Origin of the sequence: Roseofilum halophilum BLCC-M91, assembly GCF_030068445.1 — a bacterium.
Classification (GTDB): domain Bacteria; phylum Cyanobacteriota; class Cyanobacteriia; order Cyanobacteriales; family Desertifilaceae; genus Roseofilum; species Roseofilum halophilum.
Window position 1 is genome coordinate 1 of record NZ_JAQPOK010000139.1, and the last position, 16,345, is coordinate 16,345.

At 48.9% G+C, this 16,345-nt stretch carries 9 protein-coding genes; 7 read left to right on the forward strand and 2 right to left on the reverse strand.

All coding sequences use genetic code 11. From position 1 onward, the window contains the following. Positions 1-195 precede the first annotated feature (195 nt). Both PJF56_RS17915 and PJF56_RS17920 read right to left on the reverse strand, forming a co-directional pair. Positions 196-450, reverse strand: coding sequence for a DNA cytosine methyltransferase (locus PJF56_RS17915; RefSeq protein ID WP_283764067.1), 255 nt, complete (start codon positions 448-450; stop codon positions 196-198). A gap of 11 nt (positions 451-461) precedes the next feature. Next, entirely contained in the window at positions 462-626 is a 165-nt protein-coding gene (locus tag PJF56_RS17920; protein ID WP_283764069.1) for a hypothetical protein, read from the reverse strand. Here PJF56_RS17920 and PJF56_RS22260 point away from each other — a divergent pair. The 7 genes from PJF56_RS22260 to PJF56_RS17950 all read left to right on the forward strand — a co-directional run bounded on the left by PJF56_RS22260 (position 594) and on the right by PJF56_RS17950 (position 16,129). Next, on the forward strand, positions 594-689 hold the full coding sequence (locus PJF56_RS22260) for a DUF6883 domain-containing protein (RefSeq protein ID WP_347179581.1): 96 nt from the start codon (positions 594-596) through the stop codon (positions 687-689). The two genes, PJF56_RS17920 and PJF56_RS22260, sit on opposite strands and share 33 nt — an antisense overlap. Before the next feature lie 13 nt (positions 690-702). Then, entirely contained in the window at positions 703-921 is a 219-nt protein-coding gene (locus PJF56_RS17925) for a DUF4926 domain-containing protein (RefSeq protein ID WP_283764070.1), read from the forward strand. A gap of 321 nt (positions 922-1,242) precedes the next feature. Then, a complete protein-coding gene (locus PJF56_RS17930; RefSeq protein WP_283764071.1) occupies positions 1,243-8,415 on the forward strand; it encodes an eCIS core domain-containing protein in 7,173 nt (2,390 codons plus the stop codon). A gap of 479 nt (positions 8,416-8,894) precedes the next feature. Continuing rightward, positions 8,895-12,548 carry a helicase-related protein gene (locus PJF56_RS17935; protein ID WP_283764072.1) on the forward strand — a complete coding sequence of 1,218 codons (3,654 nt, stop codon included), beginning with the start codon at positions 8,895-8,897 and terminating at the stop codon, positions 12,546-12,548. Then, a complete protein-coding gene (locus tag PJF56_RS17940; RefSeq protein ID WP_283764073.1) occupies positions 12,545-12,778 on the forward strand; it encodes a hypothetical protein in 234 nt (77 codons plus the stop codon). The genes PJF56_RS17935 and PJF56_RS17940 overlap by 4 nt, the downstream gene beginning before the upstream one ends. Next, positions 12,775-13,164, forward strand: a complete 390-nt coding sequence (locus PJF56_RS17945; protein ID WP_283764074.1) for a type II toxin-antitoxin system VapC family toxin — start codon at positions 12,775-12,777, stop codon at positions 13,162-13,164. Before PJF56_RS17940 ends, PJF56_RS17945 begins: the two co-directional genes overlap by 4 nt. Before the next feature lie 13 nt (positions 13,165-13,177). After that, entirely contained in the window at positions 13,178-16,129 is a 2,952-nt protein-coding gene (locus tag PJF56_RS17950; protein ID WP_283764075.1) for a DUF1156 domain-containing protein, read from the forward strand. Positions 16,130-16,345: the final 216 nt, after the last annotated feature.

The following is a 16,345-nucleotide window of genomic DNA, read 5'->3' on the forward strand; positions in this document are numbered from 1 at the left end:
TCGATGTTATGAGGTACAGTAATCGAAATGTTCCTTGAGAGTGTTGTCCCATGAAAAGCCTGAAGAATGGGCACTCTAGCGTAAAAAATGGTTTTCCCATTACCCATTACCCATTACCCATTACCGCGCGAAGCGCTGTAATGACAGATTGAATTGCTTCTTTAATTAATTCTTGACTGGATTTACTCATAACTCTTAAAATAAGACTTTAACTAAGGATTGAGCTAAATAATAAACAACCGGCACAGAAACTGCATTACCTAACTGTTTCTTGGCTGTACTCTCTCGCTGGGCAAGCTGAAACCATTCAGGGAAACCTTGTAAGCGGGCATAATCTTGGGCAGAAATAGGTTGGTATTTTTGACGCTGATAAACTCGCTTAATAAATTCCTGTTTATAGCGCTTGGGATCTTGGCAATCAAAACAAATCGTAGCGATATAATCTCTCATTCCAGTAGCAGTTAAGGTTCCAAAGGTGATATTTTTTGCTTCTGTACGGGTTGCTTAGAGACCCCCTCAATAAAATCATAGAGTTTGGGATGTTGATTTAAGGGTTGGGGAAATTGAAACTGATGCTGATTTTCAAGCTGTTGATGAATACCGACAATAAAACCGCTACAATTCATAGTGTGTGGATTGTAGACAACAACGAAAATATTCCTCGTTTAGTGACTTGCTATATTCTTTAATGGAGCATAGACTATGAAACTTCTAGATGTGGTTGCCTTACTCGAAAATTTACCAGAAGTTGGACTCTATCGAGGGCAGGTGGGAACCATTGTAGAACAATACGAACCCCAAGTTTTTGAAGTGGAATTTAGCGATAATGACGGGAAAGCCTATGCTATTGAAACCTTAAATGAACATCAACTGATGGTACTGTATCACGATCCGATAAATCCTGAAAAAGTAGCTGTTTAGAGCAATCAATTCTTGTCTGGATTAACACAAACATTTGAGGAGTGCGGCGATCGCTATACCATCCCGGTCTGCTATTTGCTGGATGGAGATGTTATCATAAAGAATCATTGTCGTACAGTGTATGGCTGCAAAGATTATGCTTGGGGATGGAAACTCACACCATTGCCTAATATAGGTTGGTTGAGTCTGGCGATCGACTAACGTCTCGTCATTTCTCTAACATTTCATCCAGTATATGGCTATTTTAAGTTCGCTTATCCCCAAATGTTAGGATAGAATCTACCTATCTCCTTTATGGGGCCACAAGCGAGATGATCGGCTATGGCAACGAAAACTAAAACCCAAGTTCCAGTTACTCCGACTCCTGCAACTCCGGCGAAAAATGCTCTCCCTACACCGAAACCGTTTACGGAGTCTTTGCCGGTTGTGGAGACGGATACGGAGAGTGAAACGGTACAGATGAGCGCCATGAGTGCTACGCCTCCAAATGAGGAGGGAACGGGTAAAGGCGATCGCCCCCAACTCTCTCCCCTAGGGTATCAATTCAGTCAAGTTTCCGTAGCTCCGACTCGTACAAATCCGGCCCTATTGCAATCTCAAACAGAGGAAGAAGACCGGCCCAAATTTCGCAGAGATGGTACATTCGAGACGAGTCAATCTGTAGAAAAACGGATACAAGCGAAGCGAAGAAAAGGGCAACCTCTACCCGATCGCACGCGATCGTTTATGGAAGATCGCTTCGGCAATGATTTTAGTCAAGTTAGAATTCATACTGATAGTACAGCAGTACAACTGAGCCAAGACCTAAAAGCTAAAGCCTTTACCCATGGTCATGATATTTACTTTAATTCCGGGCAATATAACCCCAGTTCAACGGGCGGTAAACGGCTTTTAGCCCACGAACTGACCCACACCATCCAGCAAAAAGGGGCGACACTGAAACCCAAAATAGCCGAGACTGAACCCACAAAACCCCATAAAGTTGGTTCAGAACCGGAAAAACTGAATAAAAAAACACAAGAAATTAAGCGAAAACCGTTAGCGAAAACCGTTCAACGTCAAGAAGAAAAAAGTGGTATTGATGTTAATTTGAAGCCTTTGGGGGGAAATCTGCAACCCAAAGAAGAATCGAGTGGTATTGATGTTAACCTCAAACCTCTTGCGGATCGCGTGCAACCGCAGGAAGAACAGAGTGGCATTGATGTTAACCTGAAACCCCTGGCGGCTCAGATCCAGCGAACCAACAGTGATGGGGCGAAGATCCAGACAGAATTAATTGTAGGTGCAGCAGGCGATCGCTACGAACAAGAAGCAGACCGCATGGCCGATCGCGTCATGGATCGCTCCTCCACCCTACAACAAGACCCAGAACCCGATCGAGAACCCGAACCTGAAACCAGTGCCGACCTGAACCTCAAACCCCTACAAGAGAGAATACAGCGCGGCAATGGTCGGCCAAAAAGTCGTCGCCCCAAAGCCATCCCCTATGCAGCCATTTTAGGCGGCCAGGAAGAAAGCGAAGACGAACAGAACGTAAGTATTACCCTCAAGCGCGAAGACGATGCAGAAGAACCCCCCGCACCACCCCAGTTACCGGACATCAACACAGATGAACAGAACGTTAACATCACCCTGAAGCCAGAACCCGAACCCATCCATGATGCACCCGCAACCCTGCAAGCCGATAGCGATGGCTCATTTGAGGCCAGTAGCGGCATAGAACGCACCATTAAGAGTAAAGAAGGGGGCGGCTCCTCCCTACCCAAAGAGACCAAAAGCTTCATGGAATCTCGCTTTAACAACGACTTTAGCGGGGTTCGCGTCCATACCGATAGTGACTCGGTGCAGATGAACAAAGACCTGGGCGCGAAAGCCTTTACTCACAAGAAAGATATCTATTTTAATTCCGGACAATATAACCCCACCTCTACCGGTGGCAAACATTTACTCGCCCACGAACTCACCCACACCATCCAACAAACCGGCCCCAGTGTGAAAACTCAGCCGGATATTCAGAAAGAAGGGGATGAAGACACCAGTGAAGACACCAGTGAAGACAAGAGTGAGGACACCAGTGAAGACAAGAGTGAGGACAAGAGTGCAGATGATAGTGAAGACAAGAAAAGTATCAGCGAAGTCGATGAAAAGACCACGGAAATTAGCGACGATGACTATAGTGAAGACGACATTGAAAAATTAGATAAAGATGCTGCCAAGACCGAGCAAGACGTAGAAAAAGATAAGGAAAAAAAACAAGATGATGGCAAAGGAGATAAAAAAGAGAAAGAGGATGAGGATCAACCAAAAGATGAAGTAGCCCCTCAAGAAACCGATGACTCTAGCGAGCCGGATGTTACGGAAGACCTAAAAAAACAAGCGCCTCCACCTCCTCCAGACGACACAGCCGCTCCTGTTCCTGTCCCTGATGTGGTTCCCGGCCAGGTTCCCGACGACCCCCACCAGAACCCGGCATTCCTGGCAGTTACTGGGCAAATTGAACAACAGGGGACAGAGTTTTCTAAGCATGATGACCCCAAACAGGAAGCGGTGGAAGTTCAGGACGCAGTAGTGGATGAAAACCAAGCTGACCGCAAAGCCAAGGAAAGGAAAGGTGACACAGCCGCCAGTCAAGACCCGGCAACGTTTGACCGAGAAGCCTTTGTACAGAACCTGTTCGCGGCTTTGGGTATTGAAGAACCCAAGAGTATGAAGGAAGTCGAAAGTGGTGGAGGCGTTGGTAAGGAAGCAGAAGCCACCATTGACAAGGAAGTGGGTTCGGCGACAACTGATGCGGGTGGAGGAATGCCAGAGGCTGCCCAAGCGCCCCCAGAGATGAAAGACGAGGATATTAAGCCGGTTAAGGAGATCGAGGGGGTTGAAGACAAGATTAATGATATGCAGGATGTTGTTCCTGAAGTGGATAAGGCTGCTCCCCCAGAGACTTCTACGGAGAAGGTAGAAGATAAGTTAACGGAACAGCAGGAGGGGTTAAAGGAAACATTTGGGGATTTTGGCCAGGCGAAGTTGATGGTGGGCGGGCCCCAGGATCGGTATGAGGTGGAAGCCGATCGCATGGCGGATACGGTGATGGAGATGCCCGATCCCCAACCGGTGCAAGCGAAAACCATTGAAGCGTCAGATGTAGGGGCGGGTTCCGTAGGGGCGGGTTCTGTAGGGGCGGGTTCTGTAGGGGCGGGTTCCGTAGGGGCGGGTTCCGTAGGGGCGGGTTCTGTAGGGGCGGGTTCTGTAGGGGCGGGTTCCGTAGGGGCGGGTTCTGTAGGGGCGGGTTCTGTAGGGGCGGGTTTGAAACCCGCCCCTACGGAAATGGATATTACCCGACAGATCCTGCGAGCGAAGACCTTAGCCGAAACGATCCATCGCTCTCCCCAGTGGATTTTGCAACGGGAAAAGGAGGTGGAACCGGAGAAAGCCGAATCGGTGGATCTGGGGACGGGGACGGGGAAAAGCCTGACGACGAAAGATATGGAAACCTTCAGCGATCCGGCATTTGGAGGAGATAAGGCGCTGCAAGGGTTGCAGGAGACGGAGAAATTTAGTCAAGAAGGGCCGGAAGATTTCCGCAAAGAGGAAGAAGGGGCGATCGCCGATACCAAAACGCGCAACCAAGAAAAATCGCAACAAACCACGCAAGCGATGAAAGATCAGCGCCTCCAAACCATGACGGACATGACCACCAAGAAAGAGGAAACCAAGGGTACAAATGAAGCGGCGCGGCTGAAAATTACGGAAGAGCTAAATGCCATTTATACCGAATCTCAAGCCAAAGTAGATGGCATCCTAGCAGAGATGGATGGGGAAGTCCAACGCAGAATGGCACTGGGGAAAAAGGTTGCTCGCCGCGCCTTTGAGATCGTGCAAAAAGCCGCCTTCAAAAAATGGCAGAAAAATTATTACTACCATCGCCACGGCATTAAAATTAAAATTTTCTGGAAAAAATTCAAGATTTTCAATATTTTCCTGTGGGCCAAAGAAAAGCTATTTACCGGACTCCCGGATGAAGTCAATCAAATCTATAGCGATGCCAGAGAAGTTTACGTCAACTTCTTAAGACAGTCCATTGCTGGAGATGCTGGTTTTAAGCCCAAAGTCGAAACAGGCGAAGTTAAAGCCGTTCTCGGAAAAGTATCTGGGCTATACGAACAACTGGCTCCCAATGCGATCGCGCCCTACGTGGAACAGAAAATGCTCGAAGCAAAGGCTGCCATTGACGAAGGAAAGTCCAAATTTCAGGCAGCCGTAGACAAACTCGGCCCAGAAGAAAAGCAACTAGCAGAAGGCGCGATTTCTAATATTCAAGGGCAATTTGATAATCTAGAAAACAATGTTAAATCCTATCAAGACAACTTAGTTAACGACATTACCGAAAGTTATAAACAAGGCTTAAAAGAAATTGATGACCGCATAGAAGCCCTCAAAGCCGCGAACCAAGGGTTAGTACAGAAAGCCTTAGCCTTTATTGGAGATGTCATCAAAGCCATTCTTAAAGCGCTTTTGACTCCAATTAAATGGATTTTATCTAAATTTGGAGTCGATAGTGCAGTTTTAGATGCCATTATTGACGATCCCGGTGGATTTATGAGCAACTTCTTCACCGGACTCAAAGATGGCTTTCTCAATTTCGCCAAAAATTTCCCCAAACATTTTCTTAATGGTTTAGTTGAATGGCTATTTGGCAATATCGGCCCGATTAAACTCCCCGCCAAATTTGACCTCGCCGGATTTTTCGATATCTTCATGCAGGTAATGGGATTTACCAAAGATGCTATTTTTGCGATTGCATCTGAGGTTTTTGGTTCTGATATTGTCGGTGTGATTGAATCTGCAATTGAAGGAGCGAATATTGATGAAATCATCGACGGTATGGAAGAAAAAACAGCCACTATTGTTGAGTTGTTTTATACTTTAATCACCAAGGGAGTAGCAGCAGCTTGGAATTTCCTCGGCGATGTCATTGACGAGATGAAAACACTGTTCATCAAAGAACTGACCATAATGGTCAGCATTGAAGTAGTTAAAGCTGCCATTACCTGGTTAATTGGAACACTCAATCCAGCAGCAGGAATTGTCAAAATTATTAAGGCGATCGTTGATGTTATAATTTGGTTTGCCCAAAACTACGAACACATAGTTGAATTAATTAAAACCATTTTTGCCGGTTTGTCAATGATTGCCAAGGGAGATACGGCTGGTTTTTCCAAATCAATAGAACTGGTGTTAGCGGGATTAATTCCAATTGCACTCGGATTTTTAGCCACTTTAATTGGGTTAGGCGGTATAGCTAATAAGATTCGCAAAATCCTGGATAAAATCACAGGCCCTTTCCGCAAAGGCTTGAAAAAAATGTTTGAGAAAGTCGCAGCGCCATTTAAGAAAGCATTCGGCAAAGCAAAGGCCTGGGGTGCGAAGAAATATAACTCAGCTAAGGAAAAAGCTAAGGCAGTTAAAAATAAAGCTAAAGAAAAGTTTACTCCTAAGAAGAAAAAGGAGACAGAAAAAACTGAGAAGCAAAAACAAAAAGACGAATATAAGCGTAAGGTCAAGCAGCAGAAGACTGAAGTCAAGCAAATGATTTCTGAGGGAGAGGGTGAAGGAGAAAAGCTGATTACGAACAAGCGCGACCCCAAAGATGTCAAAAAAGGAGCGAAAAATATTAAATCTTCAGTAGAAAAAGGAAAAGAGTTTGCTGAAGTAAAAGATGTGAAAGTAAAGAGTGGTTTTGGAGGAAAATACAGTAATAAATATACGTTAACGGGGACGATTAAGAAGCTGAAAATTCCTAAAAAGAGTTCTAAAACTGCTAGTCGTCAACCGATGGCTGGCAATTCCACAATTCCCCAAGAAGCATTGCAAACAGAATTACCGCCTTTGGTTCAGCTTCGTGCAGTGCCCTTGAAAAAGCTACAACGGAAGAAAGATAAATGGAAAGATAAGAAGAAAAAGTTGATTGTTGACGACCAATCTACATCCAGTAAATTTGTCCTGAAAGCCAAACTGATCGATGAAGGTGAAGTTCTGACTAAGTTAGCCAGGGATATTGAGAAGAAAGCTCGCAGAATTAAGGATAAGAAACCGGTCACTTATTTCAAAGGACTATTGCCCAAGTACAAGAAACAGTATGACCTGACGAGTATTGATATAGATGATAAGACGGGGTTGATGGATAAATTCGATCGCGAAATCGAATATGAAATTACCGCCAAAGTGCCACCCCAGGAGAAGAAGAAAGCCAGTCGTAAAGAGGCTTCGGGCAGACTCGCGGCTCCGGTTAGTCACTCGATTGAACAACGCATTCAGCGATCGCAAGGAAAAGGCGAGAGTCTCAGCCATACCGTCCGCGAACCCATGGAACAAGCCTTTGGTGTAGACTTTAGCGGAGTTAGAATTCATCGCCAAACAGAAGGCGATACCCTCAGTCGCTCCCTCAACGCCAAAGCCTTCACTACCGGACAAGATATCTACTTTCGCAGCAACACCTATCGTCCCGATACCTCCTCCGGAAGCCACCTCATTGCCCACGAACTCACCCATGTTGTGCAACAATCGGGTCATAAACCCCAAGTCCAGCGCAGTCCCTTCTTCCCCCAAAACCTGGTACAGCGTCAAGGCGACGGGCCGCCTCCCAAACCCCTATTCAGTCATCTAGGGAGCGATCGCATTATTCAGCGCGATGAAGACGGAGACCTGGATCTGAGCCAGACTGCCGTTGTTGCTGGAGCGGTTGCCGTAGGAACCGCCGCCAAAGTGATGGAAAGTTCCTCCAGCCTGAAAACAGATGTAGATGTCTATAAAGATATCAGCAAGAAAAAAGGCACAATGGAAGTCTTTGTGCGGGTGCAGAAACCCCAATACCAAAGTACCCCAGAACAGCAAATGGCAGACATGGCCGATGATAGTGAAGGCATTCCCGAATTTACCCGCACCTTAATCGCCAAACATATTGAAACCATTCTCCGCCAAGACCCTACCAGAGAAGTCGTAGAGAAAAAACTACCAGAAGTCGCCCTCAAGTTTGACCTCGATCTAGTCAAGATAGCAGGCTATACCGAAATTGGTGCCAGTAGCTTTGAGTATAAAGTTTTAGCCCAAGGCAATCCCAAAGCCGTCGCCAAGAAAAAAATCGAAGACATGCTGAAAAAAATGGCTAAAATGGGTGGTGCTAAAGCACAATCTTCTCCACCCCAACAGGATGGGACAACGGAACTACCCCCCAAACCTGCACCGCAAGAAGCGACTACCGATAAATCTAAATCAGAGGCAAGTCCAGACACCGATACCTCAGATCGAGATCAAGCAACTCCATCCACTCCAGAATCCCAAAAAGCCAAAACCACCCAAGTTAAACCTGCCGGTACACCAGACGGAGCAGATACTGCCAGCGCTCAACCTCTCAGCACCAAAACCCAAATTAAACCCGGAGGCGATCCTAAAACCCTATTTGTCATCGCTCGCGTCGATCCCGAAGACAAAAAATGACACTTCTAGGTCTAATACCATTTCTCTTTAAGTTTGCACTTAATCACTGTGGATTCTTCGGGTGCGTTAGCGACAGCGTAACGCACCCTACAGCAAGGAATATTAAACGCATCATCATAGAGAAATGGTATCAGTTAAGGTTTCAGGGCGGACGCAAGTTTTTGGACACTGTTACCCGCATCAATGATTTTCGGAATACCTATATCGCCCACCAGGAACAAGAGTTGACGGATAAAAACCTGGCTGAACAGGAACTCAAGATCTCGATCGAGGCATTGCACAGGATTGGAAAGTGATTGACTATCCAGAAAATGTCGGTATAATAAATAGTTATCCCTACTGACGCTGTGGGTTAGTTAAGCGTGTTCCTCCCGTTGTCAAGATCTTGGGCTATAAAAAGAACAGAGCGCATCTGAACGTCGAGGAACGGTGAACGTCCGACTTGTCACAAAGATTCTATTACCGAAAACTCATAGCCTATGGCTCAACTCGAAGAACTTACACGCGGTGCAACTGTCAGAGGAATTCTGCCAAACCATAACGTCACGGTCATTGATGCTAAGTGGCACGGTACCGACGTGGTCGAGTTGACCTACAAGGATACGAACGGACAGCCCCATACTGAAATCTTGTTTCGAGACCGGGAGCCAACCTTAGAGGTCGTCACCGAAGGACGGCCCTGGAGCTTTGACGGCGACGGCGGATTGCTACGGCTCGTCTCAGAAGCTCATCGCATCCGGCTGGCTCATCTATTTGATCCACTGCTGGCCGTCCACACCTCTTTAGTCGAACCCCTCCCTCACCAAATCACAGCCGTCTATAGCGAGATGCTGACCCGTCAACCGCTCCGGTTCCTTCTGGCTGACGATCCTGGGGCTGGAAAGACGATCATGGCGGGTCTCTTTATTCGAGAACTACTAATCCGTGGGGATTTACAGCGATGCATGATCGTTTGCCCCGGTAGTCTCGCAGTTCAGTGGCAGGATGAACTGTTTCAGAAATTCCATCTGCCTTTTGAGATCCTAACCAACGATCGCATCGAAGCGGCTCGTACTGGGAATGCCTTTGGTGAAATACCACTCGTCATTGTTCGGCTCGATAAACTCAGCCGGAATGAAGACCTGCAAGCCAAGCTTGGGCAAACCGATTGGGATTTGGTGGTGGTGGATGAGGCTCACAAAATGTCTGCCTCATTTTTTGGCGGTGAAATTAAGGAAACCAAGCGCTACAAGTTAGGTAAGCTCCTGTCTACCTTGACCCGTCACTTCCTGCTGATGACGGCGACTCCTCATAACGGGAAAGAGGAAGACTTCCAGCTTTTCCTGGCGCTGCTCGATGGCGATCGCTTCGAGGGAAGATTCCGAGACGGGGTGCATGTCTGTGATACTTCCGACATCATCCGTCGTCTGGTCAAGGAAGACCTACTGAAGTTTGATGGCAAGCCCCTCTTCCCTGAACGTCGGGCACACACGGTAAAGTACATCCTCTCTGACCTGGAAGCTGTCCTCTATAAGCAAGTCACTGACTATGTGCGAGAGGAGTTTAACCGAGCTGAAGCCCTGTTCAATGATGGCCGCAAAGGTACGGTAGGCTTTGCCTTGACCATCTTGCAACGTCGCCTCGCCTCGTCCCCTGAAGCAATTTATCAATCCCTGCGGCGACGGCGGGAGCGGTTACAGAAACGACTCCGAGAAGAGGAACTCCTCAAGCGAGGACTCTCAGCAGAGCTAGACTTTGGGCCAACCATTGATCTGGAAGACTTAGACGATGATTTTGAGGATTCTTCCGGTGAGGAACGAGAAGCCACCGAAGAGGAAGTCGTCGATCAGGCCAGTGCGGCGCGAACGATCGCTGAACTCCAAGCAGAAATCGATCGGCTTGAGAAACTTGAAAACTTAGCGCAGCAGGTGCGGCGTGGTGGCAAGGATCGAAAGTGGGATGAGCTATCAAAACTCCTCCAAAACAGTGCTGAGATGTTCTATGCTGGTGGCCATCGGCGCAAGCTCGTCATCTTCACTGAACACCGGGACACCCTCAATTATCTTGTCAGCCAGATTACAACCCTGATCGGGCGACCTGAAGCGGTCGTCACAATTCATGGTGGCATGGGCCGTGAAGAGCGAAAGAAAGCAGAAGAAGCCTTCAAGCAAGATGTCGCCGTTCAGGTGTTGATCGCCACCGATGCCGCCGGGGAAGGGATTAACCTGCAACGGGCACACCTGATGGTGAACTATGACCTGCCCTGGAACCCGAATCGACTGGAGCAGCGATTCGGTCGGATTCACCGGATTGGCCAAACAGAGGTCTGTCACCTGTGGAACCTGGTCGCAGAGGAAACCCGCGAGGGAGATGTCTATCTAGCGCTGCTGAAGAAGTTGGAAATCGAGCAAAAGGCTCTCGGCGGGAAAGTCTTTGATGTCCTCGGTAAAGCGATCGCCGGAAAAGAACTGCGAGAACTCCTAATTGAAGCTATCCGCTATGGCGATCGCCCCGAAGTCAAAGCCAAATTAGATCAGGTGGTGAGTCGCCTCGATCGAGAGCATCTGCAAGAGCTATTGGAAGAGCGTGTCCTGGCACGAGACTCCATGGACTCCACCAAAGTTCAGAAGATTCGTGAAGAGATGGAACGGGCAGAAGCTCGTAAACTCCAGCCTCATTTCATCGCAGCCTTTTTCCTAGAAGCCTTTCAACGCTTAGGGGGAACCATTCGGCAACGGGAACCGAAGCGTTACGAGATTACCCATGTTCCAGCGGCGATCCGCAATCGAGACCGTCTCATCGGCGTGGGTGAAGCCATTCTGAAACGGTATGAGCGGGTCTGTTTTGAGAAGGAGTTGATTAGCATCCCAGGAAAGCCCCTCGCTGATTTCGTCTGTCCGGGTCATCCCCTCCTCGATGCCACAATTGATCTGACGTTAGAGCGTCACCGCGATCTACTTCGCCAGGGGGCTGTTCTCGTCGATGAAAACGATCCAAGTGAGGAAGTCCGGGCGCTGGTGTACCTAGAGCATTCCATCCAGGATGCTCGCACTGATAGGAATGGACGGCGGCGGGTCGTCTCACGCCGTATGCAGTATGTGGAGATGTGGGAACCACAAAGACACAAAGGGCACAACGTAAGAAATGCAGGGTATGCACCTTACTTGGATTATCGTCCCCTGACCCCTGATGAACGGACAGTATTAAAAACTCTAGATCCTTTGTGTGCTTTGTGCCTTCGTGATTCAGATCTCGAAGCTCAAGCCACGACCTATGCCATTACCCAACTTGTCCCCCAACATCTTCAGGAAGTACGGGAACACAAGGAAGAGCTGATCGAGAAAACGGTTCGAGCGGTGAAGGATCGGCTCACAAAGGAAATTAACTATTGGGATCAACGGGCAGCAAACCTGCGGCTACAGGAAGAAGCGGGTAAACCCAATGCCAAGCTCAATTCGGCCAAAGCCCAGCAACGGGCTGATGAGTTGGCCGCTCGGCTCCAAAGGCGGCTCTCAGAATTAGAGCAAGAACGGCAGCTTTCTCCTATGCCACCGGTGGTCGTGGGTGGAGCTATGGTGGTGCCGATTGGACTCCTGCAACGGCTAGAAGGCAAGCGAGATTCAGCCCCGGCTACCTTTGCCAAAGAAACGAAACGAGTCGAGATGGCTGCCATGAACGCGGTGATGGCCGCTGAACGAGCATTAGGATACGAGCCACAGGATGTGAGCGATCAGAAGTGTGGCTATGACATTGAATCCTCTGTTCCCCAACTCCTTCGGAGACGCGATGCGAACGCCCAGCTTGGGAGAGGGGCTGGGGGTGAGGGCGGACGGCTACGGTTCATTGAAGTCAAGGGTAGGATAGAGGGAGCTGAAACGGTCACGGTGACGAAAAATGAAATCCTCGCAGCCCTCAATAAACCCGATCATTTTATCTTGGCGCTGGTGCAAGTTCCTGCGGATCGGGCTTTCCCAGAGGGGGATGCGTATGCGGTGCGCGAGCCTGGTGGGGATTATCAGGTTCAAGGCAAGGGTTGTATCTTGCGCTATGTTAAGGAACCGTTTCAACAGCCAGATTTTCGATCGTGTAGTGTGAACTACCCCTGGAAAGAGTTGTGGAATGGAGGATATGACCCAAGGAGGACAACCCTATGAATGCCCATAAGCTCGCTGCGACCCTGATGGAAGATGGAACCCTGGTGCTGAAGGGTTTACCCTTTCATGCTGGGGATACTGTGGAAATCATTATTCTGGAGCAGCCAAAGGAACAGCCAGCATCCCCATCCCAACAAACCGAGTATCCTCTTCAGGGAAAACAACCTTATCGCTACGATGATCCGTTTGAACCTGCCGTACCTGCCGAAGATTGGGAGGTTTTGAAGTGATTGTACTAGACACGCACATCTGGATTTGGTGGGTGCAAAAAGATAACAGGTTAACCCAACAACACGAACAGTGGCTCCAGCAATATCGATCAGAGGGGCTAGGGGTAAGTATCTTTAGCTGCTGGGAAGTTGCGAAGCTGGTTGAGAAAAATCGGCTAAACCTGCCAGAGCCGATTGACCAATGGCTTAATACCGCATTGGCTTATCCCGGCGTGCAACTGCTAGATTTGACGTTGCCTATTGTGGTGAAAGCAACCCAACTGGAAGGGTTTCACAATGACCCGGCGGATCAAATCATTGTGGCAACAGCGCAAGTCTATGACTGTCCGTTGCTGACGATGGATGCAAAGATCGTTAACTATCCCCATATTCAAATTCTGAAGTAGTATTGATGCCCCTATGACCTACCGCAAAAAGCTAATTGAAGTCGCCCTCCCTCTCGAAGCCATCAACATGGAGTCTGCCCGCGAGAAGTCCATTCGCCACGGTCATCCCTCGACGTTACATTTATGGTGGTCTCGAAAACCTACAGCCACTGCTAGAGCAGTGTTATGGGCTTCTTTGGTGGACGATCCCAGTAGTTGGCCGGAGCGGTTTCCCACAGAAGCAGAGCAGCAAAAGGAACGGCAACGGCTTTTTGATATTCTGGGACGGATTAAGGTAGAGACGGATAAGAAAGGAAATCAGAAGCAGGTGGTGCGGGGGTTGGTGTCTTGGAATGATATCAATGACCCCAATTCTGGGGTGTTATTGGAGGGACAACGGGAGATCGCTCGCTGTTTGGCATGGGAGCGGGGAGAAGAGCCACCGAAGAAACCGGAGGAGGTGCGGGAATACATCGCCAAGTATGCGCCTCCGGCTTATGATCCGTTTGCCGGGGGTGGGTCGATTCCTCTAGAGGCTCAACGTTTGGGGTTGGAGGCTCACGCCAGCGATTTGAATCCGGTGGCAGTGTTGATTAATAAGGCGTTGATTGAGATTCCGCCAAAGTTTAAGGATTTACCGCCTGTGAATCCGGAGGATCGGCAGAAGCAGAAGATAAGTTCGTGGCATGGGGCGCAGGGTTTGGCGGCGGATGTGCGGTTTTATGGGGCTTGGATGCGGGAACGGGCGTTTGAGCGGATTGGGGATTTGTATCCGAAGGTGAAAATTAACCACGAAGGCACGAAGGAGGCAACGGTGATTGCGTGGTTGTGGGCGCGGACGGTGAAGTGTCCGAATCCGGCTTGTGGATGTCAGATGCCTTTGGCAAATAAATTTTCGCTTTCGACGAAGAAGGGGAAGGAAGCTTGGGTGGAGCCGGAGGTGATTAACCACGAAGACACGAAGGACACCAAGGAATCTCTTCGTGATCTTGGTGCCTTTGTGGTTCCAAAAATCCGGTTTGTGGTGAAGTCGGGGGAGGGGAAAGCACCGGAGGGGACGGTGGAACGGAAGGGGGCGCGGTGTCTTGCCTGCGAAACGCCTGTGCCGTTGGATCATGTGCGGAGTGAGGGCAGAGCGGGACGCATGGGGGCGCAGTTGATGGCGATCGTCGCTGAGGGACAAGGTGGACGGGTTTATCTATCGCCTCAACAAGAACACGTTGAAATTGCTGATTCAGCACAACCCACTTGGAAACCAGATGCCGACTTACCGCACAATCCAAGGGATTTTAAGACTCCGAACTATGGAATGAAGAAAATTTCCGATCTCTTCACCCCGCGTCAACTGGTTGCCCTCACCACTTTCAGCGATTTGGTCAGCGAGGCACGGGAACAAGCCACCCAGGATGCCATTGCTGCTGGGCTACCCGATGATGATGTGCCTCTGAATGAGGTTGGAACGGGGGCTAGGGCTTATGGAGAGGCGATCGCGGTTTATTTGGCATTTGGAGTTAGTAGAGCAGCTAATACTCTATGCACAATTGCCCGATGGACTGCAAGTAGGGATCAAACTGTTACTGCATTTGCAAGACAAGCAATCCCCATGACATGGGATTATCCTGATGTCAACCCCTTTTCTGGTGCAGCAGGTGATTTACAAGTTTCTTTGTCCTCAATTTGTGAAGTTCTAGAAAGAAATCAGATTAACTCAAATGGACAAGCTATCCAACACGACGCGATCGCCCCCCACCCCAACGACACCACCCCCAAACTCATCTCCACCGATCCGCCCTATTTCGACAATATCGGGTATGCAGATTTGTCAGATTTTTTCTATGTTTGGCTGCGGCGTTCCCTGGGTTCCATTTATCCCAACATTTGCAGCACCTTATTAGTACCCAAAGCCCAAGAATTGGTTGCTACACCCTACCGATTTGGCGGCAGCAAACAAAAAGCCAAAGAATTTTTTGAAGAAGGACTGAGCAAAACCTTTGAGCGTCTCAATAAAGTTGTTTACTCAGACTATCCGCTAACGGTTTACTACGCCTTCAAACAAGAAGAAACCGATCAAAAAGGTCAAGATGATGAGTCTGTAGCCTCCACAGGCTGGGAAACGATGTTAGAAGGCTTGATCAACAAAAATTTCAGCATTGATGGCACATGGCCGATGCGTAGCGAACTGAGTAACCGCATGGTGGCATCAGGAACCAATGCCCTCGCCTCCTCCATCGTCCTCGTCTGCCGCCCCCGCCCCACCGACGCAGCCAAAATCACCCGTCGCCAATTGCTCACGGAACTCAAACGCCAACTCCCCCACGCCCTCAAAACCCTCCAACAAGGCAACATCGCCCCCGTTGACCTTGCCCAAGCCAGCATTGGCCCCGGCATGGCCATTTTCTCTAAATACGCTGCCGTCCTCGAAAACGATGGCTCCCCCCTGCGCGTCCGCACTGCCCTGCAACTGATTAATCAGATCCTCGACGAATTCCTCACCGAGCAAGAAGGCGAATTCGACGGCGATACCCGTTGGGCGCTCACCTGGTTTGAGCAACATCAGTTTAACGAAGGGCAATACGGCGATGCCGAAACCCTCAGCAAAGCCAAAAATACCAGCGTTAGCGGCATGGTCGAAGCAGGAATCCTAGAAGCGAAAGCCGGAAAAGTGCGATTACTCAAACGCGATGAACTAAAACCAGACTGGAACCCTAACCAAGACGACCGGATGCCCGATTGGGAAGTGGCTCAATACCTAATCCACGCCCTCGACCAAAAAGGCGAAACTGGAGCCGCCGAACTCCTTGCTAAACTGGGAGACAAAGGCGAAATTGCTCGCGACCTCGCCTATCGCCTCTATAGCTTGTGCGATAGAAAAGGCTGGACGCAAGAAGCAATTTCCTATAACAGCCTCGTCATCTCTTGGCCCGAAATAAATCGGTTAGCATCGGAAGTGAAACCTAACGACCCCATCCAAACCAGCCTGTTCTAACCCTTCGTGCCCTTTGTGCCTTTGTGGTGAATATAACCACGAAGACACAAAGTACACAAAGTTCTTAGTCTCCTTTGTGCCTTTGTGGTTCATATAGTAGATTCAATTAAGATTGAGACAATCATAATTGGTCTATTGTAGGGGCGGGTTTGAAACCCGCCCCTACAACCGTGTCTCATTGCTATTTGAATTGACTATATCTTCCTCCCCATCACA